Origin of the sequence: Kitasatospora sp. NPDC086009 (genome assembly GCF_044540385.1) — a bacterium.
Classification (GTDB): Bacteria; Actinomycetota; Actinomycetes; order Streptomycetales; family Streptomycetaceae; genus Kitasatospora.
This window is the reverse complement of record NZ_JBITSA010000016.1, coordinates 95,315-121,821: the sequence shown is the minus strand read 5'-3', so window position 1 is coordinate 121,821 and position 26,507 is coordinate 95,315. Positions and strand designations below refer to the sequence as shown.

Here is a 26,507-nt window from a genome sequence, read left to right as displayed (position 1 = left end):
CAGACTAACGCTTGCCCGCCGTCTCAAGCGTTAGGGAATGCCTTCGCCATGCCCCTTTCCAGCCAAGCCCCCGCCCGACCCGCCCCCACCGCCGTCCTCACCTCCACCGCCACCGCCGTCACCGCCCTGCTCACCCTCGCCGCCCTCGGCACCCTCACCCGCCAACCCCTCCTCATCCCCCCGCTCGCCGCCTCCATGGCCCTCATCGCCGGCGCCCCCACCCTCCCCCTCGCCCAACCCCGCAGCGTCATCGGCGGCCAACTCGTCTCCGCCCTCACCGGCTACGCCGTCCTCGCCGCCACCACCCCCGCCTACTGGTCCGCCGCCCTCGCCGGCGGCCTCGCCCTCGGCGCCATGACCCTCGCCCGCACCCCCCACTCCCCCGCGGCCGCCACCGCCGTCATCGTCACCCTCACCGCCCCCGACCCCACCCGCTTCCTCCCCCTCCTGCTCCTCGCCACCCTGCTGCTCACCGCCACCGGCCTCGCCGCCGCCCGCCTCACCCGCCGCACCTACCCGACGTACTGGTGGTGACCCCGTAACCACCCCGCCCCCCACTCGTTCGCCCCCACGGGGGACGGGCGCACACAGGCCCGAAGGGGGACGACCATGCCGGTCAAGTACACCCGTGAGCTGCTGGCGACCACCGCGGCAGCCGCCGCCTCACTCGACGAGATGCTGGCCGCCCTGGGGAGGGAGCCGAACCGGGAGAGCCGCAAGTACCTGCGCCGCAGGCTGACCGAGTTCGCGATCGACACGTCGCACTTCCGCCCGACCGGAACCGTCTACACCCGCGAACTCCTCCAGGAGGCGGTCTCGGCCTCGTACAGCGTGGCGGGCGTGGTGCGCCACCTCGGCCAGCGCCAAGCCGGGGGCACCCAGGCACACATCGGCCGCCGGATCAAGGCGTTCGGCATCGACACCTCGCACTTCACCGGGCAGGCCCACAGTCGCGGGAAGCGGTTCCCCAGCAGGATCCCGGCCGAACAACTCCTCGTCCAGCGCCCCTCGGAGGCCAAGCGGCTTCCGGGAGTGCGCATCCGCCAGGCCCTTTCGGAGCTCGGCCGGCCGGAGTCGTGCGAGTCCTGCGGCACCGGGCCGGAGTGGCGGGGCCGCCCGCTCACGCTGGAGGTGGACCACATCAACGGGGACTGGTCCGACAACCGCCCCGACAACCTCCGCCTGCTGTGCCCGAACTGCCATGCCGTCACCCCCACCTACTGCGGGCGCAACAAGAACAGGCGAGCGAAGCCCGCACCCGACCGCACCGAGGGAGAAACGGCTGTGCCCGAAGGCCGCGCAAACCCCTAGACTGGAGGCCATGCGGCCTTGGCGGAACTGGCAGTCGCGCTGGACTTAGGATCCAGTGGGAGAAATCCCGTGAGGGTTCGACTCCCTCAGGCCGCACTAGCCTTTGAATCGAAGGCCCACCCGGAATGATTTCCCGGGTGGGCCTCCGTCGTTCTCGATGCCCCGTCAGCCCAGCAGGTCCTTCAGGACCGGGGCCAGGGCGCGGAAGGCCTTGCCGCGGTGGCTGATGGCGTTCTTCTCCGCCGCCGTCAGTTCGGCGCAGGTGCGGGTCTCGCCCAGGGGCTCCAGGATCGGGTCGTAGCCGAAGCCGCCCTCGCCGGCCGGGGCCGTCCGCAGGGTGCCGAGGAGGCGGCCCTCGACGACGCGCTCGGTGCCGTCCGGCAGGGCCAGGGCGGCGGCGCAGAAGAAGTGGGCGCCGCGGTGCTCCGGGGCGATGTCGCCGAGCTGGGCCAGCAGCAGGTCCAGGTTGGCGCGGTCGTCGCCGTGCTTGCCGGCCCAGCGGGCGGAGAAGATGCCGGGGGCGCCGCCGAGGACGTCGACGCAGAGGCCGGAGTCGTCGGCGACCGCGGGCAGGCCGGTGGCCTGCGCGAGGGCGTGTGCCTTGAGCAGCGAGTTCTCGGCGAAGGTGACGCCGGTCTCGCGGACGTCCGGGATCTCCGGGTAGGCATCGGCGCCGACCAGTTCGACGTCGAGGCCGGCCTCGCCGAGGATGGCGCGGAGCTCGGCGACCTTGTTCTGGTTGCGGGTGGCGAGAATCAGACGGGTGGACATGAACCCACCCTAACCGGACGTCAGCCGGTGCAGACCTGGGTGAGGTTGCCGGCGGCGTCGCCGAGCGGCTTCAGGTCGGGGGCCTGCTTGTCGTTGATGGCCTGCTGGACCTTGCCGACCTGGGTGTTGAGGTCGGTGATGGCCTTGGCGACGTCGGTGTTCTTGGAGTTCTTGCCGAGGTCGTCGAGGTCGTTCTTGAGCTTCTGCAGGGCCTGGCCGGCGGCGGCCGAGTCGTTGCTGGCGTTGTTGAAGGCGGTGGTGACGTCGCTGATGTCCCCGGTGATGCGGACCGCCGTGTTGCCGCAGTCGAGCGCCTTCTGGGCGGCCGAGCAACTGACCGCGCTGAGCGGGAGGATGGCGATCAGGCCGGCCACGGCGAGGGTGGCGGGGCGGGCGATGCTCTGGGGCATCCGGTCCTCCTGGGTGCGCGGGTTCCGGAACGGAATGACGCGCCCCCGGGGGTGCGCGGTTCCCACAACGGGGTGCTGCGGGAACCGTAAGGGCTCCGGGCCCGGCCTGTACAGCGCTGGTGTCGCGGTTCGGCCACGCGCCGGAGCCCCTTCGGGCACCGGTGGCGGGCTCAGCCCTCCAGGGCCTTGCGCTGGATCTCGTCCAGCTCGGCGCAGCCGAGGGTGCCGAGGTCCAGGAGCTGGTCGAGCAGGGCGCGGTCGAAGGGGGCGCCCTCGGCGGTGCCCTGGACCTCGACGAAGCGGCCGTCGGAGGTGCAGACGATGTTCATGTCGGTCTCGGCGCGGACGTCCTCCTCGTAGCGGAGGTCGAGCATCGGGACGCCGTCGATGATGCCGACGCTGACGGCGCTGACGCCGCCGGTGATGGGCTGGCCCTTGGCGCGGAGGATCTTCTTCTCGCGGGCCCAGGAGACGGCGTCGGCGAGGGCGACGTAGGCGCCGGTGATGGCGGCGGTGCGGGTGCCGCCGTCGGCCTGGAGGACGTCGCAGTCGAGGACGATGGTGTTCTCGGCGAGGGCGCGGTGGTCGATGACGGCGCGCAGCGAGCGGCCGATGAGGCGGCTGATCTCGTGGGTGCGTCCGCCGATGCGGCCCTTGACGGCCTCGCGGTCGCCGCGGGTGTTGGTGGCGCGCGGGAGCATGGAGTACTCGGCGGTGACCCAGCCCTCGCCGCTGCCCTTGCGCCAGCGCGGGACGCCTTCGGTGACGCTGGCGGTGCACAGCACCTTGGTGTCGCCGTAGGAGATGAGGACGGAGCCTTCGGCGTGCTTGCTCCAGCCCCGCTCGATGGTGATGGGGCGGAGCTGGTCGGGGGTGCGGCCGTCGATGCGTGACATAGGCACCGAGCGTAGTCGGTCCGGTCGGGTGATTCCGGCAGGGTCGGACGGGTCGTCGGCGGTGCCCGGCGGGCCCGTGGCGGGGTGCCCGAACGGTTGTGCCCGGTGCGCCGGACGGCGCCGGCCCGCCGTCCACGGGGGGCGGCGGGCCGGGTGGTGCCGAGCCTGGTGGTGCCGAGCCTGGTGGGCTCAGCTCACATCATGTCCTCGATGTCGGCGGCGATCGGGTCGGCGTCGGTACCGATGACGACCTGGATCGCGGTGCCCATCTTGACGACGCCGTGGGCGCCGGCGGCCTTCAGCGCGGCCTCGTCGACGAGGGAGGCGTCCTTCACCTCGGTACGCAGGCGGGTGATGCAGCCTTCGACCTCTTCGATGTTGTCGATGCCGCCCAGACCGGCGACGATCTTCTCAGCCTTGCTGGCCATCTGATTTCTCCCTCTGTCTCGGCCCGTCGGCTGCTCTGCCGGGTGCCGTCCTGCGCTGTGCGGGGTGCCCCGGCCGCCGGCCGGGGTCGTCGCTGTCGGTGCTGACGCGGGTTCAGCTGCCGTCGCGCTGCGCCGCAGCGCGACCAGCATCACCCGAGTTGGACCGATCTGCCACGTTAGTCCACTTTTGGCCCATTCCGGCGCGCACGGTCTGGATCTTCGTCCGAGGATGACGATCAGCGGGGCTTCTGCCCCGGTGCGCGCGGCCTGCCTCCCAAAGTGGTCTACACCAATATATGTGTACTCCGATGAACGCAGGAAGCGCCCCGGGTGTTCCTGAACCCCGTCCGAGGGTCCCCCAGGGGGCCAGCGCTCGGCAACTGCTCTCGGAGGGCGAAGGATGAGTTCGGCAGGCGCCACAGCCCCGCGGACCACGTGGTGGCACACCTTCTACGGCGGACTCCAGAAGATGGGCCGCTCGCTCCAGCTGCCGGTCGCCGTGCTGCCGGCGGCGGGCATCCTCAACCGGCTCGGACAGCCCGACGTGTTCGGGAAGGACGGTCTCGGCTGGGACGACGTCGCCAAGGTGTTCGCGGCGGCCGGCGGCGCTCTGCTGGACTCCTCGCTCGGCCTGCCGCTGCTGTTCTGCATCGGGGTCGCGATCGGCATGGCCAAGAAGGCGGACGGCTCCACGGCACTGGCGGCCGTGGTGGGCTTCCTGGTCTTCTACGCCGTGCTGCACGCCTTCCCGGAGGACTGCAAGCTGCCGACCGTGCTGGTCGGCAACCAGTGCGTGGACTTCACCTCGGCCAAGTCGGCCGCCGCGACCTACCAGAACCCGGGCGTCCTGGGCGGCATCCTGATCGGCCTGCTGTCGGCGTGGCTCTGGGTGCGCTACCACCGCACCCGGCTGGTCGACTGGCTCGGCTTCTTCAACGGCCGCCGGCTCGTCCCGATGATCACCGCCGTGGTCGGCATGCTGCTGGCGGTGCTGGCGGTCTGGGCCTGGCCGCCGATCGGCCGCGCCTTCAACGACGTGAGCCAGTGGCTGGCCGACCTGGACGCGGGCGGCGCCGGCATCTTCGGCGTGGCCAACCGCGTACTGCTGCTGATCGGCATGCACCAGTTGCTGAACACCTTCGTCTGGTTCCAGTTCGGCGACTTCACCAAGCCCGACGGCATGGTCGTGCACGGCGACATCCCGCGCTTCCTGGCCGGTGACCCGACGGCGGGCCAGTTCACCTCCGGTTTCTTCCCGATCATGATGTTCGCCCTGCCGGCGGCGGCGCTGGCGATGGCGCACGCGGCCAAGCCGCACCGCCGCAAGGAGATCTACGGGCTGATGCTCTCGGTCGGCCTGACGTCCTTCGTGACCGGCGTCACCGAACCGATCGAGTACTCCTTCGCCTATGTCGCGCCCGCGCTGTACGCGGTGCACGCGCTGCTGACCGGCGCCTCGATGGCGATCACCTGGGCGCTCGGGGTGCACGACGGGTTCAGCTTCTCGGCCGGCCTGATCGACTACGCGATCAACTGGAGCCTGGCCACCAAGCCCTGGCTGATCATCCCGATCGGGCTCTGCTTCGCCGTCGTGTACTACGCGCTCTTCCGGTTCATCATCGTGAAATTCAACATGAAAACACCCGGGCGCGAGGACGACGACGAGGTCGAGGACGTGACCAAGGCATAAACCGAGCGTCACCGGACGCCCGCCGGAATAGGCCCTCGGACCCTTGGTCCGGGGGCCTTCGGCATATTCGCGAAAGGACGATCGTCCCGGCCGGAAAACCATTCCCGGACCGGTCCGGGAAATTCGGCGGCCGGCCCCGCCGCCGACGGGGCGCCGGGCCGGCACCCGGCGCCCGGCGGCCCGGGGCCCGGCCGGGACAGGGCCGCGGCGCCCCGGCGGCGGCCGGACGGGCGGTCTCCGGCGAAGCCGGCGACCCGGGTGGGGGGAAGATCACCGCCGCCGCGCGGCGCACCGCGCGGCAATGCGTCACCGTACTCGCCCACCGGCTTCGCCTTTGGTTTCTCCGAGCCGGCGAGGGCGGCCGCCGAGTCCGGTCGCAATGCGACGGCGAATACCCGCGGCGGGTTCAGGGGGTCCGGCACATCGCACCGGCCCCTCGCGGCGAGCCCGGCACCGGCCGCGCCCCGGCCGTCCGGCACCCGCGGCGACCCCCGGCCCGGCGGCGAACGGCGCCCGGCGGGAGCGTCCGGCCGCCCGCGCCCGCCGGCTGCCGCCGCCCTCCCGGCCGTCCGTCCGGGGGTCGCCGGGCCCGCCGGGGGTGGCCCCGGCCTTTTTGTTGCGCAAATAGCCAAAATCCCAATCACGGCGGGTAATCATGATCGTCGATCCGCAAGTAGGTTTCGATTTCATAGCGCTTCTCACCAGCACCGCTTTCAGGGCTTCCCCCCCTTCTCCACCCGTGCTACAAAACTGGTCTACACCACGTGTGGTGTAGACCAGTTCGCGGTTCGGCCCCTCTGTGCACCTACCCCCCCGACCGACCCGCCCTGCCGTTAGGAACCCACCCCCATGAGTCAGTCTGCGCAGGCACCGGCGCCCGCCGCGGCTCCGGCCACGCCAAGCCCCACCAAGAAGTTCGGCCAGAACCTGCTGCAGGGTCTGCAGAAGATCGGCCGCAGCCTCCAGCTGCCCATCGCCGTTCTCCCCGCCGCCGGTCTGCTGCTGCGGCTCGGCCAGGACGACGTGTTCGGCAAGGACGGCCTCGGCTGGGACAAGGTCGCCGCGGTGTTCAACACCGCCGGTGGCGCCGTCTTCGACAACCTGCCGCTGCTGTTCGCGGTGGGCATCGCGATCGGCTTCGCCAAGAAGGCCGACGGCTCCACCGCGCTCGCGGCCCTCGTCGGCTTCCTGGTGTACAAGAACGTGCTGACCGCGTTCCCGGTCACCGAGGCCCAGGTCCTGCCCGGCAAGGACGCGGCCGCCACGTACCAGAACCCGGGCGTGCTCGGCGGCATCGTGATCGGTCTGCTCTCGGCCGTGCTGTGGCAGAAGTACCACCGCACCCGGCTGGTCGACTGGCTCGGCTTCTTCAACGGCCGCCGCCTGGTCCCGATCATCATGGCCTTCGTCGGCACCGCCGTCGGTGTGGTCTTCGCCCTGACCTGGGGCCCGATCGGCGACGCCATCAAGAGCCTGAACGACTCCCTGATCGGTGCCGGCGCGTTCGGCGCCGGTGCGTTCGGCCTGGTCAACCGCGGTCTGCTGCCGGTCGGCATGCACCAGTTCGTGAACTCCTACGCCTGGTTCCAGACCGGTGACTTCACCAAGCCCGACGGCACCGTCGTGCACGGCGACCTGACCCGCTTCTTCGCCGGTGACCCGACCGCCGGACAGTTCATGTCGGGCTTCTTCCCGATCATGATGTTCGCCCTGCCGGCCGCCGCGTTCGCCATCGCCCACACCGCCAAGCCGCACCGCCGCAAGGCCGTCACCGGCATGATGCTCTCGCTGGCGCTGACCTCCTTCGTGACCGGTGTCACCGAGCCGATCGAGTTCTCCTTCGTCTTCATCGCCCCGGTCCTGTACGTGATCCACGCGCTGCTGACCGCCGTCTCGATGGCCGTCACCTGGGCGCTCGGCGTGCACGACGGCTTCACCTTCTCCGGTGGTCTGATCGACTACCTGCTGGCGTGGAACAAGGCCACCGACCCGTGGATGATCATCCCGCTGGGTCTCGTGTTCGGAGCGCTGTACTACTTCCTGTTCCGCTTCGCGATCGTCAAGTTCAACCTCAAGACCCCCGGTCGCGAGGACGACGAGGAGATCGAGGACGTCACCAAGGCCTGACGCCGAGGAACGACCCGCACCACTCCACGGCCCCGCCCCGCCGCTCGCTCCCCCGAGCGGCGGGGCGGGGCCGTCGCGCGTCCCGGCCCGGCCCGCGGCCACCGCCCGGCCGGTGGGACGACGGTTGACGAACCGGCGACCGCGCTGGTCAACTGAGGCGGTGAACGCGCCGCGCATCCTGGTCAGCCGCTGCCACATCGACTTCGGTCGTGTGTGGTCGGCCGCGTGTTGCGCCTGACCCGTCCGTTCCCCCCGCCGCCGCCCGGCTGACCTCCCGCCGCGCCCCGGCCCCCGCTTCCCCGCCTCTCGTGTCGGCCCGTACCCGGGCCACCGCCACGTACCCAGCTGCGTCCCGTGCGCGAAACGAAGATGAAGCAGCGCACGCACGAGGAAAGTCAAGGCCACGCCATGCCGCGCCAGTTGCACCTGTCCGCCGCCGTCGACAGCCCCGGCCGCTTCGACGCCGGGCACTTCACCGCCCTCGCCCGCCACGCCGAGCGCGCCGCGCTCGACTTCGTCACCCTCGACGACTCCTACGCACCCGAGCCGCACCGGCTCGACGCCCTCGCCACCTTCGCCCGGCTCGCGCCGCTGACCCGGGGGCTCGGCCTGGTCCCGACCGTCACCACCACGCACACCGAGCCGTTCCACACCTCGATATCGGTCAACACCCTGGACTGGGTGAGCGAGGGCCGGGCCGGCTGGCTGATCGGGATCTCCGACACCGAGGCGCAGGCCCGGGCCTTCGGGCGCAAGGGCGTCGCCCCGGCCGACGAGCTCTGGGCGGAGGCGGCCGACGCCGCCGAGGTCGCCGCGCGGCTCTGGGACAGCTGGGAGGACGACGCGGAGATCCGCGACGTGGCCACCGGCCGGTTCATCGACCGGGGCAAGCTGCACTACATCGACTTCGCGGGCCCGCACTTCTCGGTCCGCGGCCCCTCCATCACCCCTCGCCCGCCCCAGGGCCGACCGGTGATCGCCGTCCCGGTCTCCGCCGCCGACCTCGCCCCGGGCGCCCCCGCCGGCAGCCGGGCCCGGGTGGAGACGGCCGCCCGGTACGCGGACGTCGTCCTGCTGGACGCCCCCGGCCCGGCGGCCCGGCTGACCGCCGCCACCGAACTGCGGCTGCGGGCGGGCGAGGGCCTGCGGATCCTCGCCAGGCTCACCGCGGACCTCCCCGACGGCGCCTCGATCAGCGCGCTGATCCGGGAGGTCACCGAGGGCGGCGGCGGCGTCGACGGCTTCCACCTCGTCCCCGCCGACCCGGCCCGGGACCTCGCCGCGGTGGCCGACCACGTCGTCCCGGCCCTGCGCGAGCGCGGCCTGTTCCGCACCGGCTACACCGGCACCACCCTGCGCGACCACCTCGGCCTGGCCCGCCCGGCCAACCGGTACGCCCCCGCCACTCCCGCTCCCGCCGCTCCCACGGCGACCGCCGCCGCCCACGCCGAGGTGACCCGATGACGGACCGACCGCTGAAGCAGATCCACCTCGCCGCGCACTTCCCCGGCGTCAACAACACCACGGTCTGGACCGACCCGGCGTCCCGCAGCCAGATCGAGTTCGCCTCCTTCCGCCACCTCGCGGAGACCGCCGAGCGCGGCCGGTTCGACTTCTTCTTCCTCGCCGAGGGCCTGCGGCTGCGCGAGGTCAACGGCCTGATCCACGACCTGGACGTGGTCGGCCGGCCCGAGTCGATCACCGTGCTCGGCGCGCTGGCCGCCGTCACCACCCACCTCGGACTGGCCGCCACCGTCAACGCGACCTTCAACGAGCCGTACGAGCTGGCCCGCCGGTTCGCGTCGCTCGACCACCTCTCCGGCGGCCGGGCGGCCTGGAACGTGGTCACCTCCTCGGACGCCTTCACCGGCGAGAACTTCCGCCGCGGCGGCTTCCTCGACCGCGCCGACCGGTACACCCGGGCCGCCGAGTTCGTCCAGCTGGCACGGGAGTTCTGGGACGGCGGGCAGGTCCGGCACACCGGCCCGCAGTTCGACGTCGAGGGCCGGCTGTCGCTGCCGCGCCCGCCGCAGGGCCACCCGGTGGTGATCCAGGCCGGGGACTCCGACGAGGGCCGGGAGTTCGCCGCCGCCACCGCCGACATCATCTTCAGCCGGCACTCGACCCTCACCGCCGGCCAGGCCTTCCACACCGACGTCAAGCGCCGGCTGGCCGCGTACGGGCGCAAGCCGGACGAGCTGAAGATCATGCCCGGGGTCACCTACGTCCTGGGCGACACCGACGAGGAGGCGACCGAGCGGGCCGCCGAGATCCGCCGCGCCCAGGTCGGACCGCAGACCGCCATCGCCTACCTGGAGCAGGTCTGGGGCATCGACCTGTCCGACCACGACCCGGACGGCCCGCTGCCCACCGCCGACCCGGTGGTCGACAGCACCGTCGTCCAGGGCCGGACCAGGATCGGGGACCCGCTGGAGATCGCCGCCCGGTGGCGCGCGGTCGCCGCCGAGAAGCGGCTCAGCAGCCGCGAGCTGGTGATCGAGGTGACCGGCCGGCAGTCCTTCATCGGCACCCCGGCGGCGGTCGCCGAGCAGCTCGACGCCTATGTGCAGAACGACGCGGCGGACGGCTTCATCCTCGTCCCGCACCTCACGCCGGGCGGCCTGGACGACTTCGTGGACCAGGTGGTGCCGCTGCTCCAGGAACGCGGGGTGTTCCGCACCGAGTACACCGGGACGACCCTGCGCGACCACCTCGGCCTGCCCGTTCCCGGGCGGCGCTGAGCGCCTCGGACGGGCGGGCGTCCCGCCCGGAACGGCCTCAGATCCGGCCGAGGCGGGCCGCGTGGACGCCGGCCTGGAAGCGGCTCTCCGCGCCCAGGTCGGCGGTCAGCTCGGCGACCAGCCGGCGCACCGTCCGCTCGGAGACCTCCAGCTTCCGGGCGATCGCGGCGTCCGTCAGCCCGGCCGCGAGCAGCCGCAGCACCACGTCATGACGGTCCGTCCTCCCCGCCGCCCCCGGATGCAGTTCCGGCGGGGTCGAGGCCGCCGACCAGAAGTACTCGAACAGCTCCGCGACCAGGGCGACCAGGGCCGGCTCGCGGACCACCACGGCGGCCTCCGCACGGCCCCGGACCCGGGGAGCAGCCGCGTCCGGCCCGTCCTCGGACACCTCGTCCGACAGGTCGCCCGGCGCGGGCAGGATCGCCAGCCGGGCGTCGACCACGATCAGCCGGAGCGGCAGCGAGTGCGCGACCCTGATCCGCGCCCCGGCCCCGGTCAGCTCCCGGACGTGCGCGAGCACGGCGGGCCGGCGCAGCGCGGCGGCCGGGTAGACGGAGCGCAGGGCGGCGCCGCGGTCGAGGGCGAGGCGTTCGCGGGCCAACTTGCCCGCCAGGGCGGGGCCGGAGAGGTCCTGGCCGGGCCGGAGGGAGAGGGCCCGGGTGCGGGCGCCGCGGGCCGCGTCCTCCAGCAGGGCGGCGATCCGGTCGGCGCCGCGGACGAGTTCGAGGGCGGCGCCGCCGGGCCGGCGGTGCTGGACCGGCAGGTAGCCGGTGTGCAGGCGGTCGACGGAGTCGCGGGCCCGGCCCAGGGCCTCGACGAGGGCGGTGACCTGGGTGTCCGCGTCGAGCAGCAGTTGGCGGACGGCGGTGTCGACGGAGACGGCGGCGTGTCCGGCCGTGCCGGTGCCGTCCGCCCCGGCGGCCGCGGTGGGCTGGAGCAGGCCGAGGGCGCGGAGTTCGGCGGTGGCGGCGGCCAGGCGGGGCTCGTCCCAACCGAGGCCGAGGTCGGCGGCCGGGCGGCCGGGTTCGGCGAGCAGCCGGGCGTAGAGACGGGTGGCGTCGCGGTCGGGGCCGCCGGCGGGGTGGTCGGCCCGCGCCGCACTCTCCATGCGCTGCATCGGCGCAGCGTAGTGAGGCCGGGCGCGGGCGGGCCGGGGTTTCCGAGGAGCGAGACGGCGGGCCGGGGCTTCCGAGGGGCGGGGCGGCGGGCCGGTTCCGCTCCCGGTCATGTCCGGTTGCGGCAGCGCCGGGAGGGCCCGGCCGCGGTCCGTCGGCGGCCAGGATGGGGCCATGGCTCTTCCCGAGGCTTCGACGATCTGGATGGACGGCGCGCTGGTGCCCTGGCAGCAGGCGCGGACGCATGTGCTGACGCACGGCCTGCACTACGGCACGGGAGTGCTGGAGGGCACCCGGGTGTTCGAGACGGCGGACGGTCCGGCGGTGTTCCGGCTGCCCGAGCACCTGCGCCGGCTGGACCGCAGTGCGCGGATGCTGCGGATGGAACTCCCCTACAGTGTGGAGGATTTGACCAAGGCGACGGTGGAGCTGGTCCGGGCGAACGGCCACCGGTCGTGCTATCTGCGGCACTTCGCGTTCCTGGGGTACGGCTCGATGGGCCTGGACATGCGCTTCTCGCCCACCACCACGGCGATCGCGAGTTGGCAGTGGCAGTCCCAACTGCCGGACGGCGGTGGTGGGATCAGGGTGAAGACGAGCAGTTGGCGACGGAACGACCCGAACGCGGTGCCGCCTGCGGCGAAGGCGACCGGGCCGTACCTGAACTCGGTGCTGGCCCGCCGGGAGGCGAGCGACGCGGGGTACGACGAGGCGCTGCTGCTGGGGTCGGACGGTTCGGTGAGCGAGTGCACCGGCGAGAACGTGTTCCTGGTGCGTGACGGGGTGCTGCGGACGCCGCCGTCGAGCGCGGGCGCGTTGGAGGGGATCACCCAGGACACGGTGCTGGAGCTGGCCGCCGGTCTGGGGGTGCCGGTGCGGGTGGAGGGTCTGCTGCGCTCGGACCTGTACGCGGCGGACGAGGTGTTCCTGTGCGGGACGGCGGCCGGGGTGGTGCCGGTGCGGTCACTGGACGACCGCGAGCTGCCGTCCTCCCTCGGCCCGGTCACGGAGCGGCTGCGCGAGGCGTACGAGGCGGCGGTCTCCGGCGAGGACCCGCGCTACCGGCGCTGGCTGACGCCGGTGGGGTGAGCGTTCAGAGGTCGTAGACGGCGCCGGCTCTCGCGATGTCGACCGGTCCGGCGAAGGCGGCGGCGGCGTCCCGGCGGTTGTGTTCGGCGTCGGTCCACGGCGGGATGTGGGTGAGGACGAGCCGGCGGGCGCGGGCGGCGGTGGCGTGTTCGCCGGCCTCGCGGCCGTTGAGGTGGACGGCCCGGTAGGTGTCGCGGCCGTCGATGTAGGCGGCTTCGCAGAGGAAGAGGTCGCTGTCGCGGGCGAGTTCGACGAGGGCGGCGCTCTCGCCGGTGTCGCCGGAGTAGACGAGGGTGCGGCCGGCGTGTTCGAGCCGGAAGGCGAACGCGTCGACGGGGTGGTTGACCTGGGCGACCTCGATCCGGAACGGGCCGAGGTCGAAGGCGCCGGGGGTGAGGGTCCGGAAGTCGAAGACCCCCTTCATGCCGGGGTTCTCGGGCATGTCGTAGGCGCGGGCCATCCGCTCGGCGGTGCCGGCCGGGCCGTAGACGGGCAGCGGGTCGGGGCAGCCCTCGGCCCGGTAGTTGCGGGCGACCCAGTAGGCGCAGAGGTCGACGCAGTGGTCGGCGTGCAGGTGGCTGAGCAGGACGGCGTCGACCTCGTAGAGGCTGACGTACTTCTGCAGGGCGCCGAGCGCGCCGTTGCCGAGGTCGAGCACGACGCGGTAGCCGTCGGCCTCCACGAGGTAGCTGGAGCACGGCGAGTCGGCGGACGGGAAGCTCCCCGAGCACCCCACCACGGTCAGTTTCATCCGAGCCCCTCCGCCCCGACACGTTTCGGCTGCTGCTGGTCAATGGCAGTACCGGCCGGTGAACCGGCGGGTAGCACTGCGTTCGCGTGTCGAGAGTAAGGGCGGAGGGGCACTTTGCCCCCGTCTCCGTGCCGGGCTGTGGCTGGAATCACCAGAACGCCGGGGGCGGCTCGGTGCGGTGGTTCAGCGGTGGCCGGGGCGCCGGCGGGCCCAGGCCTTGATCGTGTCGGGGTGCCAGCGGGGGTGGCCGTTGCCGTCGACGGCATCGGGGTCGGGGAGCAGGCCGTGCCGGCGGTAGTTGCGGACGGTCTCCGGCTGGACGTTGATGTGGCGGGCGATCTCGGCGTACGACCACAGGTCGGTGCTGCGGCTCACGGGTCACCTCGGGGTGCAGGGGGGACGTGCGTGATCAGCTTTCCGGGCCCCGGGAGCGGCATCCGGCGCACAACGGACTCCGTGGTCATTCCGTGACGAACCGGGAGCAGGGAACGGATAAATGCCCGACTGTCACAGCCGTCGTGGTGGTGGGGCCGGCCGGGTGCCGGGTACGGTCTGGCGCATGACTGGCTTCTGGGTGCTGCTGGCCGTGGCGGGTGCCGCGCTGCTGGCCGTTGTCGTGTGGGTGCTGGTCCGGCGGGCCCGCGGCGGGCCCGCGCCGACCCGGCCGGCGCCGCGGCCGCGCCCGGCGAAGGGGCGCCCGGGCCCGGCGCCGCAGGAGATCTGGTGGGCGGAGGTGCCGTTCGAGGACGGCCCGGGGGCGAAGGACCGCCCCTGCCTGGTGCTGCGGGTCGGCGGCCGGACCGCGACCGTCGCGAAGATCACCAGCAAGCACCACGCGGAGCGGCCGGGCGTGCTGGCGCTGCCGCCCGGCTCGGTGGGCGACCGCCAGGGGCGGACCAGCTGGCTGGAGACCGACGAGCTGCGCGAGGTGCCGCTCTCGGCCTTCCGCCGCCGGGCCGGTGTGGTCGACGGGCGGATCTGGGCCCGGGCCCGGCAGGCGGTCTCGGGCTAGGGGCGTCCGGCCGGGCCGGGCCGCAGGGGGGACGGGCCCGGAGCCTCCGTCAGGCCCAGAGCTGGCCCTGCAGGGCCTCGACCGCGGCCTCGGTCGACTCGGCGGTGTAGATGCCGGTGGAGAGGTACTTCCAGCCGCCGTCCGCGACGACGAAGACGATGTCGGCGCGCTCCGCGGCGGTGGCGGCCTTGCGGCCGACGCCGATCGCGGCGTGCAGGATGGCGCCGGTGGAGACGCCCGCGAAGATGCCCTCCTGCTGGAGGAGTTCACGGGTGCGGCGGACGGCGTCGGCGGAGCCGACCGAGAAGCGGGTGGTGAGCACCTCGGCGTCGTACAGCTCGGGGACGAAGCCCTCGTCGAGGTTGCGCAGGCCGTAGACCAGGTCGTCGTAGCGGGGCTCGGCGGCGACGATCCGCACCCCGGGCACCTTCTCGCGCAGGAACCGGCCGACGCCCATCAGGGTGCCGGTGGTGCCCAGGCCGGCCACGAAGTGGGTGACGGAGGGCAGGTCGGCGAGGATCTCGGGGCCGGTGGTGGCGTAGTGGGCGCCGGCGTTGTCGGGGTTGCCGTACTGGTAGAGCATCACCCAGTCGGGGTGCTCGGCGGCGATCTCCTTGGCGATCCGCACCGCGGTGTTGGAGCCGCCGGCGGCCGGTGAGGGGATGATCTCCGCGCCCCATATGCGCAGCAGCTCGCGGCGCTCCTCGCTGGTGTTCTCCGGCATCACGCAGACCATCCGGTAGCCCTTGAGCTTGGCGGCCATAGCGAGCGAGATGCCGGTGTTGCCGCTGGTGGGCTCCAGGATGGTGCACCCGGGGGTGAGCAGCCCGGCGGCCTCGGCGCGCTCGATCATGTGCAGCGCGGGGCGGTCCTTGATGGAGCCGGTGGGGTTGCGGTCCTCCAGCTTGGCCCAGAGCGTCACCAGGCCGTCGGTGTTGCCGGGGACGGCGGCGGAGAGTCGGGGCAGGCGGACCAGCGGGGTGTTGCCGACGGCTTCGAGCGGGCTGTCGTAACGCAAGGGGTGCCTCCGGCAACGGCGGTGAGGATCGGGTGCGGCGGTCCTCCCGCCCGCGCGGCCGGCGGGCGGGCGGACCGGAGGTCAGCGGGCGCCGCCGGCCACGGCGGGCAGGATGGTGACGCTGTCGCCGTCGGCGAGGGCGGTGGAGATGCCCTCCAGGAAGCGGACGTCCTCGTCGTTGAGGTAGACGTTGACGAAGCGGCGCAGCTCGCCGCCGTCCAGCAGGCGGGCGGCGATGCCCGGGTGGCGGGCGTCGAGGTCCTGGAAGAGTTCCCCGAGGTTGCTGCCGGTGCCCTCGACGGCCTTGGCGCCGTCGGTGTAGGTGCGGAGGATGGTCGGGATGCGGACCTCGATGGCCATGGGTGCGCTCCTGTGCGAGTCGTGAGGTGGGTGGGCCGCAGCGGGCGCGGCAGGTCGGGTCCGGCCCGGTGCGCAGGGCGTGCGGCGGGCCTGGGCGGGCGGCTCAGCGCGAGCGCGCCGGCGTGCCGGGACAGATCGCGCTGGCGAGCCGGCACAGGTCGACGTGCAGGCGCGCCACGAGGCGGGTGCCCGGGGCCTGAGTGCTCACATCGACGGAACGCATGGGCTCATCGTATAGATTCCCGGGCTCGCTCCGACATGCCCGTCTCGGAATCCGGATGTTTCCGTTTCTGTGGCTGAGACGGCAGGGCCCGCCGCCGTCGCTCGGACGGTCGGCGGGCCGCGCCCAGGGGGGTGCCGGTCAGGGCTGGTAGGCCTCGACGACCTGGACGTCTTCCTCCGTGATCGCGCCGTCCACGATGCGGAACGACCGGAACTGGTAGGGGTCGTCCGGGCCGTTGCCGTCGGCGGTGGAGACCAGGACGTAGTGGGCGAACGGCTCGGAGGCGTAGCTCACGTCGGTGCGCGAGGGGTAGGCCTCGGTGGCGGTGTGCGAGTGGTAGACGATCACGGGCTCCTCGTCCCGGTCGTCCATCTCGCGGTAGAGCTTCAGCAGGTCGCCCGAGTCGAACTCGTAGAAGGTGGGCGACCGGGCGGCGTTGAGCATCGGGACGAACCGCTCGGGCCGTCCGCTGCCGGCCGGTCCGGCGACCACGCCACAGGCCTCGTCCGGGTGGTCGGCGCGGGCGTGGGCGACGATGGCGTCGCGCAGTTCTCGGGTGATGGTCAGCATGCGGTCAGGATAGCCACGCCCCGGCGGGTGTCCGCCGGAGCGTCCGGGGCGTGGTCGGCGCCGGTCCGGGAGGCGGACGGCGGGCGGCTCAGTGGCCGCCGCCGTTGCCGTTGCGGGCGTGCAGGTGGTCGTGGGCGACGGCGTGGACGGCCTGCGGGCGGCGGCGCTTGAGCACCTGGTAGCCGACCACGAGCAGGACGGCCCAGCCGGGGAAGACGTACAGCGAGATGCGGTTGTCCTTGTCGAGGGCGATCAGGACGATCACCAGGGCGAGGAAGCCGAGGGCGGCCCAGCTGCTCCAGAGGCCGCCGGGCGCCTTGAAGCCGGGGGGCGGCAGGTGGCCGCCCTTCCAGGCCTTCCGGTAGCGGATCTGGGAGACCAGGATGACCGCCCAGGTCCAGAGGCCGCAGACGGTGGCCACCGAGGTGATGTACTCGAACGCCTTGGCCGGGACGAGGTAGTTGAGCACCACGCCGGCGCCCATCAGCAGCGAGGAGAGGGTGATCGCGACGGCGGGGCTGCGGTGGGAGTTGAGCTTGGTGAGCCGGCCGGGGGCCTGGCCGCGCAGGGCGAGGTCGCGCAGCATCCGGCCGGTGGAGTACATGCCGGAGTTGCAGGAGGAGAGCGCCGCGGTGAGCACCACGAAGTTGATGATGCCGGCCGCGGCGGGGATGCCGATCTTGCCGAAGGCGGCGACGAACGGGCTGACGCCGGGCTGGAATTCGGTCCACGGCACCAGCGACAGGATGATCACCAGGGCGCCGATGTAGAAGAGCGCGATCCGCCAGGGCAGCGTGTTGATGGCGCGCGGCAGGGTCTTCTGCGGGTTCTCGCTCTCGCCGGCGGTGACGCCGACCAGCTCGACGCCGAGGTAGGCGAACATGACGATCTGCAGGGTCATCACGGTGGCGCCGATCCCCTTGGGGAAGAAGCCGCCGTTGTCCCAGAGGTGAGTGATCGACGCGGTGTCACCGGCGTCGCTGAAGCCGAGGGTCAGCACGCCGATGCCGATCAGGATCATGCCGATGATGGCGGTGACCTTGACCATCGAGAACCAGAACTCGATCTCGCCGAACAGCTTCACCGAGATCAGGTTGGCCCCGTAGAGGATGACCAGGAAGGTGAGCGCGCTGAGCCACTGCGGGATGCCGGGCGCCCAGAACTTCACGTAGACGGCGGCGGCGGTGGTCTCGGCCATGCCGGTGACCACCCAGAACAGCCAGTACGTCCAGCCGGTCACGAAGCCGGCGAAGGGGCCGAGGAACTCCCGGGCGTACTCGGCGAAGCTGCCGGCGACCGGGCGGTAGGTGAGCAGCTCGCCGAGGGCCCGCATGATCACGAAGATCACCACGCCGGCCACGGCGTAGGAGAGGATCAGGCTCGGTCCGGACTTGGAGATCGCGGTGCCGGCGCCGAGGAAGAGGCCGGTGCCGATGGCGCCGCCGATGGCGATCATCTGGATCTGGCGACTGCCCAGACCCCGCTCGTAGCCCTCCTCGTCCGGTTTGGAGTCGACGACCTCGTCGTAGATCTGTTCGGCCATGGTGCACCGTCCTGGGTGGGTCTCGTGGGGTGGAGCAGTCGTACCACGCAGGTTCCGGATAGCGGTGTTCATCTGAGCGATATTTGAGCATGTCGTCATATGATTCCGCCCGTTTTGAGCGGAAAAGCCGTGACCCCCCGTCCAGCATGCGGACGGGGGGTCACGGCGGCCCGGCGGCGGGGCGGGATCAGTCCGCGATCGCCTCCAGCAGCGACTCCTGCAGCGCCCCCAGCCACAGGTAGGCCATCACCAGCGGCTTGCGCTCGTCGCCGTCCGGCAGGTCGTACAGGCCCTGCTCGTCCTCCTCCTCGACCTCCAGCCGCACCCCCAGGGTGAGCCGCAGGTCGTTGAGCGCGCCCAGCCAGCGCAGGCAGTCGGCGGCGGCCAGCTTGAGCACGCCGCCCTCGCCGCCGAGACCGTCCAGCGCGCGGACCACCTGCAGCGCGTCCTCGCGCTTGCGGGCCCGCAGGTCCAGCTCGGTGTAGCGACGGAACTCCCGGGCGGCTTCCCTGGCCTCGGCGTCGTCCGGCTTCTCCGGGTCGCCGTAGGCGTCGGGGAAGAGCCGGGCCAGCGCCGGGTCGGCGGGGGCCTCGGTCGGCCCGTCGGCGAACAGCGCGGCGAGCGGGTCGTCCGAGTCCCCGCCCGGGCCCGGTCCGATCAGCTCCAGCATCTGCACCTCCAGCGAGCGCAGGATGGAGGCCTCCAGCTCGTCCAGCGCGATCGCCGCGCTCCCGCCGCCGGCACTCTCGAACAACCCAGCCATCTGTATCGGTCAGCCCGTCTTCGTCGTCTTCGGTGGGGTGCGGGGACGCGGTCCGCGGGTCAGTCGTGCTGCAGCGTGGCCCACAGCCCGTAGCCGTGCATCGCCTGCACGTCGCGCTCCATCTCCTCGCGGGATCCGCTGGAGACCACCGCCCGGCCCTTGCTGTGCACCTCCATCATCAGCTTCCGGGCCTTGTCCTTCGGGTAGCCGAAGTAGGCCTGGAACACGTACTGGACGTAGCTCATCAGGTTGACCGGGTCGTTGTGCACGATGGTCACCCAGGGCGTGTCCGGCTCCGCCACCGGCAGGCCTTCGACCTCCGGGCGCTCGATCTCCACGGGCGCGACACTCACCGCTGGGTCCTCCTCGCCGTTCTTCCCGCACATACCCCTTCAGCCCCCATGCTGCCATCCGGGGAACCTCCGGGCGATTCCGGCCCGGGGTCCGCGAACACCCCCGACGAGAAATCGTCAATCTGACGCTAAGTGGTAGTAGCATCATCCCCATGGACGCCACTTCAGTGCGCGCGGCCGGTTCGACCGCGCTCCTCACCGACCGCTACGAGCTCACCATGTTGCAGGCCGCCCTGCGCAGCGGAGCCGCGCACCGCCGCTCCGTCTTCGAGGTGTTCACCCGCCGCCTGCCGGCCGGCCGCCGCTACGGCGTGATGGCCGGCACCGGGCGGGTGCTCGACGCCGTCGAGAACTTCCGCTTCACCAGCGCGCAGCTCGACTGGCTGGCCGGCCAGGGCGTGGTCGAGGAGGACACCCTGCGCTTCCTGGCCGACTACCGGTTCACCGGCGACATCCACGGCTACCCGGAGGGCGAGGTCTACTTCCCCGGTTCGCCGCTGCTCACCGTCGAGGGCAGCTTCGCCGAGGCGGTGATCCTGGAGACGGTGATCCTCTCGATCCTCAACCACGACTCGGCGATCGCGGCCGCCGCCGCCCGGATGACCGCCGCCGCCGGCGGCCGCCCGTGCATCGAGATGGGCGCCCGGCGCGCCCACGAGCAGGCCGCCGTGGCCGCCGCCCGCGCCGCGTACGTGGCCGGCTTCGCGGCCACCTCCGACCTGGAGGCCGGCTTCACCTACGACATCCCGACCACCGGCACCGCCGCGCACGCCTTCACCCTGGTGCACGACGACGAGCGGGGCGCGTTCCGGGCGCAGATCGCCTCGATGGGCCGGGGCACCACCCTGCTGGTCGACACCTTCGACCTGCGCGAGGCCGTGCGCACCGCCGTCGAGGTGGCCGGCCCCGAGCTCGGCGCGGTGCGGATCGACTCCGGCGACCTCACCCTGCTGGCCCACCGGGTCCGCCGTCAGCTGGACGAGCTCGGCGCCGAGAAGACCCGGATCATCGTCACCTCCGACCTGGACGAGTACGCGATCGCCGCGCTGGCCGCCGCCCCGGTCGACGGCTACGGCGTCGGCACCAGCCTGGTCACCGGCAGCGGCCACCCGACCTGCGCGATGGTCTACAAGCTGGTCGCCCGCGCCCAGGTGCCGGACGGACCGCTACTGCCGGTCGCCAAGCGCTCGGCGGGCGCCAAGAGCAGTGTCGGCGGCCGCAAGTGGGCGGCCCGCCGCCCCGACCAGGACGGCGTCGCCGAGGCCGAGGTGGTCGGCACCGAGCCGATCCCGGCCGAGCTGGAGCCGCACCTCCTTCAGGTACCGCTGGTGCGGGCCGGCGAGGTGGTCGGCCGGGAGCCGCTCGGCGCGGCGCGCGAGCGGCTCGTCCGGGCCCTGGCCGGGCTGCCGCTGTCGGCGACCCAGTTGTCCAAGGGCGACCCGGTGCTGCCGACCGAACTGATCGTCTGACCGCCGGTCGGCGCGGGCCGCACGGCCGGCGGCGGAGGGCCCGGGCGCTCCCCGGGCCTTCCGCCACCGGGTGCCACTGCCTACAGTCGACCGTAGAGTTCAACCGGAAGCGCGGAGAACCAGCGCACCGCCCCCACCACACCACCGAGGATGCAAGCCATGCACCGGGCACTGATCGTCGTCGACGTGCAGAACGACTTCTGCGAGGGCGGCAGCCTGGCCGTCGCCGGCGGGGCCGAGGTGGCCGCCGCGATCACCGACCTGATCGCCGAGTCCCCCGCCGGCTACCAGCACGTCCTCGCGACCCGCGACAACCACATCGATCCGGGCGACCACTTCTCCGACCACCCGGACTACGTCAACAGCTGGCCGGTGCACTGCGTGGCGGGCACCGAGGGCGTCGGCTTCCACCCCAACTTCGCGCCCTCCGTCACCTCCGGCGCGATCGAGGCGGTCTTCGACAAGGGCGCCTACGCGGCGGCGTACAGCGGATTCGAGGGCGTCGACGAGAACAACCGCGGCCCGATCGAGTGGCTGCGCGAGCGTCAGGTCAGCGAGGTCGACGTGGTCGGGCTCGCCACCGACCACTGCGTCAAGGCCACCGCGCTGGACGCCGTCCGGGCGGGCTTCGCGACCCGGGTCCTGCTCGACCTCACGGCCGGCGTGTCGCCGCGGACCACCGCCGCCGCGCTGGAGGAGCTGCGGGCGGCCGGCGTCGAACTGGTCGGGACGCCGACGGTTCGGGGCTGAGCCCCGGAGCGGCGCCGGCTCACCGCTCGGTGACCAGCAGCTCCACCACGTCGGTGCCGCCCTGCCGGAAGGCCTCGCGCAGCTCGGCGCCGACGGCCTCCGGCTCGTCGGCCAGCCGCGCACCGGAGAGGTAGACCACCCGGACCCCGAGGTACTCCATCCGGTGCTGGCCGGCGCGCACCCAAGCGGCCTCCCCCTCGCTGACGCAGCGCAGCTCGGAGTCGACCTCCACCGCCACCCCCGACCGCGGCCAGTAGAGGTCCGGGACGGCGATGTAGGTGCCGCCGCGCATCCGCAGCTCGGGACCGGTCAGCGGGGCGGGCAGCAGCCACTCGTCCAGCAGGGCGCCGACCCGCTCCAGCACCGCCTCCCGCTCGGCGGCCAGCAGTTCGTCCAGCGCGGCCCGCACCCGCAGGTCGGCAGCCAGCCCGGACTCGGTCAGCTCGGCGACCAACTCCCGGACGGTGCACCGGATGCCGGGGCGCGCCACGGCCTCCCGCAGCACCGCGCGGACCGGCAGCGCGACGTCCTCGCCGAACTCCGGCGCGGCGCCGTCCGCCGTCCACTCCCGCAGCGCGTCGGCGACCGCCCGGGCGACCGGCGCGCAGGCCAGACCGTGCACCGAGCTGGCGACCAACTCCCGCTCGGTGCGCCGGATCCGCACCCCGCCGGCGTCCTTCAGGCGGCGCTGGCGGGGCACCAGGACGTCCACCCCGGTGACGGCGGGCAGCCGGGGCACGGCGGCGAAGCCGTAGAGCGCCAGCGCGGCCGTCCCGGTGATCACGGCACCCTCCCGGCGGCCCTCCTCGCGCCCGTTCTGCGCGGCGTAGAGCAGGGCCGCCCACATCCGCTGCTCCGGGGTCGGCTCGGCGGACTGCAGGAGGTAGACCCTGGGCAGCAGCCGCTGCCAGGGGCCGCCGCGGCGGCAGTGCTCGGTGACCACCCGGGCCGGCACGCCCCGGGCGCGCAGCTGGCTGGCGGTGATGACGTTCTGCTGACGCTTCGCCAGTTCCTCCAGGGAGGGCGGCGGCGAGGGGATCCGGTAGCTCATGCCGACACCATCCCCAACCGCCCGCACCGACCATCGGCCACCTGACGCACTGTTACCCAACCGTCGCGAAACCGGGACCAGCCCGCACTAAAGTCCTCATACCCTCACTCATTCGGCGTAATAGGCGTTCATATACTTGTCATCATTGATCGATGCCGATCGACCACCAGGGTGTCTGACCGTGCGTGACCAAGGGCATACGATGAAGCGCGTCCGGACGTCACTCCCACTCCCCGGATTGCCTACTCTTGGTGCATGTCACGTGACGAGACCGCCGGCCTCCGCGCGGCCCAGCTCCGCCTTGGCCGCCTGCCCGGATACGTCCGCCGGCCGGACCCGGCCCGCCGCAGCGGCGAACAGGGCCATACGTACAAAAAGGGCTGGGAGGTTCGCTTCACCGCCCGCAGCGAGGCGGAGATAGCCGAGATCCGCGACCTGGTGGTCGCCGCCGGATTCGCCCCGGCCAGGCCCTTCTTCAAGGGCCACCAGCTGATCCAGCCCGTCTACGGGATGGCCGCCGTCCAGGCCTACCTGGCCGCGAGACAGGCGGCCGAGGACCAGGCCGCCCGCACCGCGGTCGGCCGCGACCGACGGACCGACGACCCCACCGGGCCGGACCCGGCCGCCGGCGCGAGCGCCGCCGGAGCCGCCGCGGCGGCGGCCGCGGCAGCCGAACTGGCCCGGCGGCGGGCCGTCGAGGCGTTTCCCACTCAGCTCGGACGGGCCGCCGCGGCGGACGGCCGGATCACCACTTCGGAGGCCGGGCGCACCGGCTGACGTTCGCTCGGACGAGCGACCCGCGTCACGCGCCCGCGCACCGGGCGCCGGGCGCCGGAGCGCCACCGACACGGACAGGGCGGCCGGAGGGGGCCGGACCGCCCGCCCCGCCGCCTCGACCGCACCGACCCGGCGGCACCGCCCGACGGACCGCTCGAAGGGCCGCTCCGGACGCCGCAGCACCGACCGCACCGCTTCGACCCGCTCCCAGCCCCGGTCCACCCGTCCCCACCGTCTCCGCACAGCGCCGCCCAGCACCGCACGGCCCCGCCCAGCACGCACGGCCCCACAGGGCTGCACCGGGGACTCCGTCAGGCCCCATCCGGCCCCACGCGACCCCTCCCCGGCCGGCCGGCTCCCACCCGGCACCGCCCCCCGGCGGCGCGAGCGCACCACCCCTTCGCCGACCCGCCCCGGGGACTGTCCGAACACCTGCCCAGGCCCGCCACGCGCGCGACCGGTTGCGCGCGTGCGGCTTCACGCCGATGGCGTGGACGTGAGCCGCCGAACCGCCTACGGTGGCTCATCAACCGCCCCGCGACTCCGTCGCCCCACCCCGCTGACCGGCCACGACGCACTCAGATCCGCGCCTGGCGCACCACTGCGCCCCACTCCACCACCGGCCCCGCGCCACCTTGCCGTCCGCTCGCCCGCATCCGGCCACCGCCGGAACCGGCCGAGCGGCGGTGCGTTCCGGGCATTCAATCCGATTGGTCACCCAGCGCACCGAGCGCCTACCGTAGAGTGAGCACAGATGATCGACCGTCAGAAGCCCATCTCACTTGCCGAGAAGCCGAGATGACTAACCGTCATGACAGCACCGCCGAGCCTCCCCCGGGGCTCGACGAACCGCCTGCCGTACCGCTGGAGTTCGCGGCCTTCTGCGAGCTGCACCGACCGCGGTACCTCAGCTACGCCCGGGTATGGCTGCCGGACCAGACCGAGGCGGCCGGCGCGGTCCAACAGGCCTTCGCTGAAATCGCCGTCCACTGGCGTGAGTTGCTGGGCAGCTCCAACCCCACGGCGCACGCCTGGCAGATCCTGCGCGGTACGGTCGGCGACCACACCCGCCGGCCCGGACCCGACCACCCGGCCGCCGACGACGACCTGGCGATCCTGCACTACGTGGTCGGCCTCGCCGCACCCGAGATCGCCGATGTCATCGGCACCGACACCGCCAGCGTGGCCGGCCGACTCCGCCGCACCATGCTGCGCGAGGCCTCCGGCTGGTGACCCCGGCCGAGCCCTCGCGCCGGGCCGCCGCGCCGCGTACCGGCGCCCGGACCCGCGACCGGTGGATCAGACCCGCTCGCCCGTCACGTCGTAGAGGTGGTGGACCGGGTCGTGGACCAGGTAGCGGGCGAACGACTCCACCGTGAAGCGCGCGCCGTCGCTGCGGTTGCCGGTGCGCCGCCACTGCTCGTCCGTGACCCGCTCGAAGGCGTCCGCCAGGATCCGCGCCGCCGCGGCCAGATCCGCCGCGACGGCGTCCGGCCGCTGCTCCCCGTAGCGTTCGACGACGGCCGTCTCGTCCTGGTCCCAGTTCGGGAAGTCCGGGCCCTCCCGGTCGAGCATGAGGTTCAGCCGGACGTGGAACAGCCGGAAGACGTCGCGCACGTGGCAGGCGTACTCCAGGTCCGACCAGGTCTCCGGGCGGGGCCGCCGGCGCAGCGCCTCCCCGTCGCCGGCCAGGACCGCCACCCAGGCGTCCGCGTTGGCCCGGATCAGCCCGGGGACGGCCTCGCGGGCCACGGCCCCGGAGTCCAGGCCGCAGTCCGGGCAGGCCCGCTCCAGCACCCAGGTCCAGTCCTTGGTGTCCGGGACGACGGCGTCGGGGGTGTCGACGGTTCCGGGGGCGGCGGCCGGAGCCTGCGGGGCGGGGGCGTTCTCAGGGCTGGTCATGCGTCCAGGATGGCCGCGGGGAACGGCCCGCCACCAGCCGCCCGACCGCCAGCGACCGCCGACATCCTGCCAGCGCCGCACGGCCGCGCCGCACCGCTCAGCCGTCCCGCCCGGCTCAGCCGTTCCGCCCGGCCTCGTCCCGCTCGTACGCCTCCCGCGCCTCCAGCAGGCCGGCCAGGTTCCGGCGGCTCCAGTCGCAGAGCGCGTCCATCGGCTCCAGCAGCGTGCGGCCGAGCGGCGTCAGCGCGTACTCCACCCGGGGCGGGTTCTCGTCGTACTCGGTGCGGCTCACCGCGCCGTCCTGCTCCATCGCGCGCAAGGACTCGGCCAGCACCTTCGAGGTGATGCCGACCAGCGGCACCCGCAGCTCGGAGAAGCGGCGCGGGCCGCCCTCCAGACAGCGCATGATCCTCCAGGACCACTTCCTGCCGCCCAGCACCGGGATCGTCGGCACCGGGCAGTCCGGGTCGAAGAAGTCCGGGGGCAGCGGTTCGAGTACGGGCCGGGTCATGCCCCGAAGGTAGCCGACGCGGCGTCCGGCCGGCCCCGCGCCGGTACCGTTGAAGTAACCGGCACCCCCCGGTCTACCGTCCCGGCAACGGCGGGCGACAGCGCCCCCGGCGAGCGGACGGAGATCGCCATGAGCAGCACCGGCAAGCAGGTCGGAACAGACGTCATCGTGTTCGGCGCGGGCGGGCAGGTCGGGCGCGCCGTGGTCGCCGAGGCCCGGCGGCGCGGGCTGACCGTCACCGCCGCCGTGCGCGACCCCGAGCGCCACCGCGACCTCGCGGACACCGGCGCCGCCCTGGTCCGCTGCGACGTCACCGACGAGGCCGCCGTCGCCGCCGCGGCCCTCGGGCACACCGCCGCCGTCAGCACCGTGTACACCCCCGACGTGCCCTCCGTCCGGTTCTACCGGGCCGCCACCGACGCCCTGGTGGCCGGCCTCGCCACGGCCGGGGTCCACCGCCTGGTCCACGTGGGCGTCGCCACCACACTGGAGACCGCGCCCGGCACCGCCGTCCACGACGACCCCGCGTTCCCCGAGGCCTACCGCGCCTTCTCGCTCGGCCACTCCGGCGCACTGGACCGGCTGCGCACGTCCGCCCCCGCGCTGGACTGGGTCGTCGTCACCCCGCCCCTCGACCTCGACCGCACCGCGCCCGGCACCGGCCGCTACCGGGTCGGCGGCCCGCGGGTCCTCGGCGAGCGGATCGCCCAGGCCGACCTCGCGGTGGCCGTGGTCGACGAGGCCGCCGCACCGGCGCACCACCGTGAGCAGATCGCCGTCGCGGCGTAGCCGGGGCCGCACGACGGGGTGGCGGCGCGACCGGGCGCCGGGGGACTGGGTGTCGGGACGGCCAGGCGTCGGGGGACTGGGTGTCGG

The 26,507-nt window shown here is 73.3% G+C and carries 30 protein-coding genes and 1 tRNA gene; 14 read left to right on the top strand and 17 right to left on the bottom strand.

The window, feature by feature from the left end; translation table 11 throughout:
• The first annotated feature begins 48 nt into the window (after nucleotides 1-48).
• From ACIF6L_RS30485 to ACIF6L_RS30475, 3 genes are all read left to right on the top strand, one after another.
• Complete coding sequence (locus ACIF6L_RS30485; protein WP_359804960.1) at nucleotides 49-534, top strand: HPP family protein; 486 nt, start codon at nucleotides 49-51, stop codon at nucleotides 532-534.
• Nucleotides 535-609: 75 nt separating this feature from the next.
• Nucleotides 610-1,311 carry an HNH endonuclease signature motif containing protein gene (locus ACIF6L_RS30480; protein ID WP_352293178.1) on the top strand — a complete coding sequence of 234 codons (702 nt, stop codon included), beginning with the start codon at nucleotides 610-612 and terminating at the stop codon, nucleotides 1,309-1,311.
• A 12-nt stretch (nucleotides 1,312-1,323) separates the two neighbouring features.
• Nucleotides 1,324-1,407 (top strand) — tRNA-Leu (locus ACIF6L_RS30475).
• A 69-nt stretch (nucleotides 1,408-1,476) separates the two neighbouring features.
• Here the strand turns inward: ACIF6L_RS30475 and rdgB are convergent.
• The 4 genes from rdgB to ACIF6L_RS30455 form a co-directional block, all read right to left on the bottom strand.
• Entirely contained in the window at nucleotides 1,477-2,082 is a 606-nt protein-coding gene (rdgB, locus tag ACIF6L_RS30470) for an RdgB/HAM1 family non-canonical purine NTP pyrophosphatase (RefSeq protein ID WP_396490666.1), read from the bottom strand.
• Between the two features lie 20 nt (nucleotides 2,083-2,102).
• Nucleotides 2,103-2,492 (bottom strand): hypothetical protein, encoded by a 390-nt coding sequence (locus ACIF6L_RS30465; protein WP_329487824.1) that lies wholly within the window; start codon nucleotides 2,490-2,492, stop codon nucleotides 2,103-2,105.
• Between the two features lie 170 nt (nucleotides 2,493-2,662).
• Nucleotides 2,663-3,388 carry a ribonuclease PH gene (gene rph, locus ACIF6L_RS30460; RefSeq protein WP_352293183.1) on the bottom strand — a complete coding sequence of 242 codons (726 nt, stop codon included), beginning with the start codon at nucleotides 3,386-3,388 and terminating at the stop codon, nucleotides 2,663-2,665.
• Between the two features lie 194 nt (nucleotides 3,389-3,582).
• Nucleotides 3,583-3,816, bottom strand: coding sequence for a glucose PTS transporter subunit EIIB (locus ACIF6L_RS30455; protein ID WP_030060521.1), 234 nt, complete (start codon nucleotides 3,814-3,816; stop codon nucleotides 3,583-3,585).
• A gap of 400 nt (nucleotides 3,817-4,216) precedes the next feature.
• On the opposite strand from ACIF6L_RS30455, the gene ACIF6L_RS30450 reads away from it, so the two are divergent.
• The 4 genes from ACIF6L_RS30450 to ACIF6L_RS30435 all read left to right on the top strand — a co-directional run bounded on the left by ACIF6L_RS30450 (nucleotide 4,217) and on the right by ACIF6L_RS30435 (nucleotide 10,374).
• Nucleotides 4,217-5,506: a PTS transporter subunit EIIC gene (locus tag ACIF6L_RS30450; protein ID WP_352293185.1), complete on the top strand. Its 1,290-nt coding sequence runs from the start codon at nucleotides 4,217-4,219 to the stop codon at nucleotides 5,504-5,506.
• A gap of 849 nt (nucleotides 5,507-6,355) precedes the next feature.
• Complete coding sequence (locus ACIF6L_RS30445; RefSeq protein WP_329487827.1) at nucleotides 6,356-7,633, top strand: PTS transporter subunit EIIC; 1,278 nt, start codon at nucleotides 6,356-6,358, stop codon at nucleotides 7,631-7,633.
• A 369-nt stretch (nucleotides 7,634-8,002) separates the two neighbouring features.
• Nucleotides 8,003-9,097: an LLM class flavin-dependent oxidoreductase gene (locus tag ACIF6L_RS30440; protein WP_396490667.1), complete on the top strand. Its 1,095-nt coding sequence runs from the start codon at nucleotides 8,003-8,005 to the stop codon at nucleotides 9,095-9,097.
• Nucleotides 9,094-10,374 (top strand): LLM class flavin-dependent oxidoreductase, encoded by a 1,281-nt coding sequence (locus ACIF6L_RS30435; protein WP_396490668.1) that lies wholly within the window; start codon nucleotides 9,094-9,096, stop codon nucleotides 10,372-10,374. The genes ACIF6L_RS30440 and ACIF6L_RS30435 overlap by 4 nt, the downstream gene beginning before the upstream one ends.
• Nucleotides 10,375-10,411: 37 nt before the next feature.
• Here ACIF6L_RS30435 and ACIF6L_RS30430 read toward each other — a convergent pair whose 3' ends face one another.
• A complete protein-coding gene (locus tag ACIF6L_RS30430; RefSeq protein WP_396490669.1) occupies nucleotides 10,412-11,491 on the bottom strand; it encodes a LuxR C-terminal-related transcriptional regulator in 1,080 nt (359 codons plus the stop codon).
• Nucleotides 11,492-11,663: 172 nt separating this feature from the next.
• On the opposite strand from ACIF6L_RS30430, the gene ACIF6L_RS30425 reads away from it, so the two are divergent.
• Nucleotides 11,664-12,578, top strand: a complete 915-nt coding sequence (locus ACIF6L_RS30425; RefSeq protein WP_396490670.1) for a branched-chain amino acid transaminase — start codon at nucleotides 11,664-11,666, stop codon at nucleotides 12,576-12,578.
• A gap of 4 nt (nucleotides 12,579-12,582) precedes the next feature.
• On the opposite strand, the gene ACIF6L_RS30420 is transcribed toward ACIF6L_RS30425, so the two are convergent.
• Both ACIF6L_RS30420 and ACIF6L_RS30415 read right to left on the bottom strand, forming a co-directional pair.
• Nucleotides 12,583-13,329, bottom strand: a complete 747-nt coding sequence (locus ACIF6L_RS30420; protein ID WP_359804945.1) for an MBL fold metallo-hydrolase — start codon at nucleotides 13,327-13,329, stop codon at nucleotides 12,583-12,585.
• 183 nt (nucleotides 13,330-13,512) lie between these two features.
• Entirely contained in the window at nucleotides 13,513-13,704 is a 192-nt protein-coding gene (locus tag ACIF6L_RS30415) for a MerR family transcriptional regulator (RefSeq protein WP_329487833.1), read from the bottom strand.
• 184 nt (nucleotides 13,705-13,888) lie between these two features.
• Between ACIF6L_RS30415 and ACIF6L_RS30410 the strand changes: the two genes are divergently transcribed.
• Nucleotides 13,889-14,341, top strand: coding sequence for a type II toxin-antitoxin system PemK/MazF family toxin (locus ACIF6L_RS30410; RefSeq protein WP_396490671.1), 453 nt, complete (start codon nucleotides 13,889-13,891; stop codon nucleotides 14,339-14,341).
• Nucleotides 14,342-14,390: 49 nt separating this feature from the next.
• On the opposite strand, the gene ACIF6L_RS30405 is transcribed toward ACIF6L_RS30410, so the two are convergent.
• The 7 genes from ACIF6L_RS30405 to clpS form a co-directional block, all read right to left on the bottom strand.
• On the bottom strand, nucleotides 14,391-15,359 hold the full coding sequence (locus tag ACIF6L_RS30405; protein ID WP_396490672.1) for a PLP-dependent cysteine synthase family protein: 969 nt from the start codon (nucleotides 15,357-15,359) through the stop codon (nucleotides 14,391-14,393).
• An 81-nt stretch (nucleotides 15,360-15,440) separates the two neighbouring features.
• On the bottom strand, nucleotides 15,441-15,719 hold the full coding sequence (locus tag ACIF6L_RS30400; RefSeq protein WP_030394231.1) for a MoaD/ThiS family protein: 279 nt from the start codon (nucleotides 15,717-15,719) through the stop codon (nucleotides 15,441-15,443).
• 103 nt (nucleotides 15,720-15,822) lie between these two features.
• Nucleotides 15,823-15,942, bottom strand: a complete 120-nt coding sequence (locus ACIF6L_RS30395; RefSeq protein WP_327677307.1) for a putative leader peptide — start codon at nucleotides 15,940-15,942, stop codon at nucleotides 15,823-15,825.
• Between the two features lie 138 nt (nucleotides 15,943-16,080).
• Complete coding sequence (locus tag ACIF6L_RS30390) at nucleotides 16,081-16,512, bottom strand: M67 family metallopeptidase (protein WP_329487837.1); 432 nt, start codon at nucleotides 16,510-16,512, stop codon at nucleotides 16,081-16,083.
• 88 nt (nucleotides 16,513-16,600) lie between these two features.
• Nucleotides 16,601-18,055: an amino acid permease gene (locus ACIF6L_RS30385; RefSeq protein ID WP_329487838.1), complete on the bottom strand. Its 1,455-nt coding sequence runs from the start codon at nucleotides 18,053-18,055 to the stop codon at nucleotides 16,601-16,603.
• A 187-nt stretch (nucleotides 18,056-18,242) separates the two neighbouring features.
• Nucleotides 18,243-18,818 (bottom strand): DUF2017 domain-containing protein, encoded by a 576-nt coding sequence (locus ACIF6L_RS30380; RefSeq protein WP_359804940.1) that lies wholly within the window; start codon nucleotides 18,816-18,818, stop codon nucleotides 18,243-18,245.
• A 59-nt stretch (nucleotides 18,819-18,877) separates the two neighbouring features.
• Nucleotides 18,878-19,171 carry an ATP-dependent Clp protease adapter ClpS gene (gene clpS, locus ACIF6L_RS30375; RefSeq protein WP_329487840.1) on the bottom strand — a complete coding sequence of 98 codons (294 nt, stop codon included), beginning with the start codon at nucleotides 19,169-19,171 and terminating at the stop codon, nucleotides 18,878-18,880.
• Nucleotides 19,172-19,323: 152 nt separating this feature from the next.
• Here clpS and ACIF6L_RS30370 point away from each other — a divergent pair, with 152 nt between their 5' ends.
• Nucleotides 19,324-20,640 (top strand): nicotinate phosphoribosyltransferase, encoded by a 1,317-nt coding sequence (locus tag ACIF6L_RS30370; protein ID WP_396490673.1) that lies wholly within the window; start codon nucleotides 19,324-19,326, stop codon nucleotides 20,638-20,640.
• Nucleotides 20,641-20,799: 159 nt separating this feature from the next.
• Nucleotides 20,800-21,390 carry an isochorismatase family protein gene (locus tag ACIF6L_RS30365; protein ID WP_396490674.1) on the top strand — a complete coding sequence of 197 codons (591 nt, stop codon included), beginning with the start codon at nucleotides 20,800-20,802 and terminating at the stop codon, nucleotides 21,388-21,390.
• A 19-nt stretch (nucleotides 21,391-21,409) separates the two neighbouring features.
• On the opposite strand, the gene ACIF6L_RS30360 is transcribed toward ACIF6L_RS30365, so the two are convergent.
• The gene (locus ACIF6L_RS30360) at nucleotides 21,410-22,441 is read right to left on the bottom strand and encodes a hypothetical protein (RefSeq protein WP_396490675.1); all 1,032 of its coding nucleotides are present in this window, start codon (nucleotides 22,439-22,441) and stop codon (nucleotides 21,410-21,412) included.
• A gap of 255 nt (nucleotides 22,442-22,696) precedes the next feature.
• On the opposite strand from ACIF6L_RS30360, the gene ACIF6L_RS30355 reads away from it, so the two are divergent.
• Together ACIF6L_RS30355 and ACIF6L_RS30350 are read left to right on the top strand one after the other, a co-directional pair.
• Nucleotides 22,697-23,218: a hypothetical protein gene (locus ACIF6L_RS30355; RefSeq protein ID WP_396490676.1), complete on the top strand. Its 522-nt coding sequence runs from the start codon at nucleotides 22,697-22,699 to the stop codon at nucleotides 23,216-23,218.
• Between the two features lie 798 nt (nucleotides 23,219-24,016).
• Nucleotides 24,017-24,451: a sigma factor gene (locus tag ACIF6L_RS30350; protein WP_352293205.1), complete on the top strand. Its 435-nt coding sequence runs from the start codon at nucleotides 24,017-24,019 to the stop codon at nucleotides 24,449-24,451.
• A 66-nt stretch (nucleotides 24,452-24,517) separates the two neighbouring features.
• Here ACIF6L_RS30350 and ACIF6L_RS30345 read toward each other — a convergent pair whose 3' ends face one another.
• Both ACIF6L_RS30345 and ACIF6L_RS30340 read right to left on the bottom strand, forming a co-directional pair.
• A complete protein-coding gene (locus ACIF6L_RS30345; RefSeq protein ID WP_396490677.1) occupies nucleotides 24,518-25,120 on the bottom strand; it encodes a DinB family protein in 603 nt (200 codons plus the stop codon).
• 115 nt (nucleotides 25,121-25,235) lie between these two features.
• Nucleotides 25,236-25,631: a helix-turn-helix domain-containing protein gene (locus tag ACIF6L_RS30340; protein WP_352293209.1), complete on the bottom strand. Its 396-nt coding sequence runs from the start codon at nucleotides 25,629-25,631 to the stop codon at nucleotides 25,236-25,238.
• Nucleotides 25,632-25,760: 129 nt separating this feature from the next.
• On the opposite strand from ACIF6L_RS30340, the gene ACIF6L_RS30335 reads away from it, so the two are divergent.
• The gene (locus ACIF6L_RS30335) at nucleotides 25,761-26,420 is read left to right on the top strand and encodes an NAD(P)H-binding protein (protein ID WP_359804928.1); all 660 of its coding nucleotides are present in this window, start codon (nucleotides 25,761-25,763) and stop codon (nucleotides 26,418-26,420) included.
• The last annotated feature ends 87 nt before the right edge of the window (nucleotides 26,421-26,507 follow it).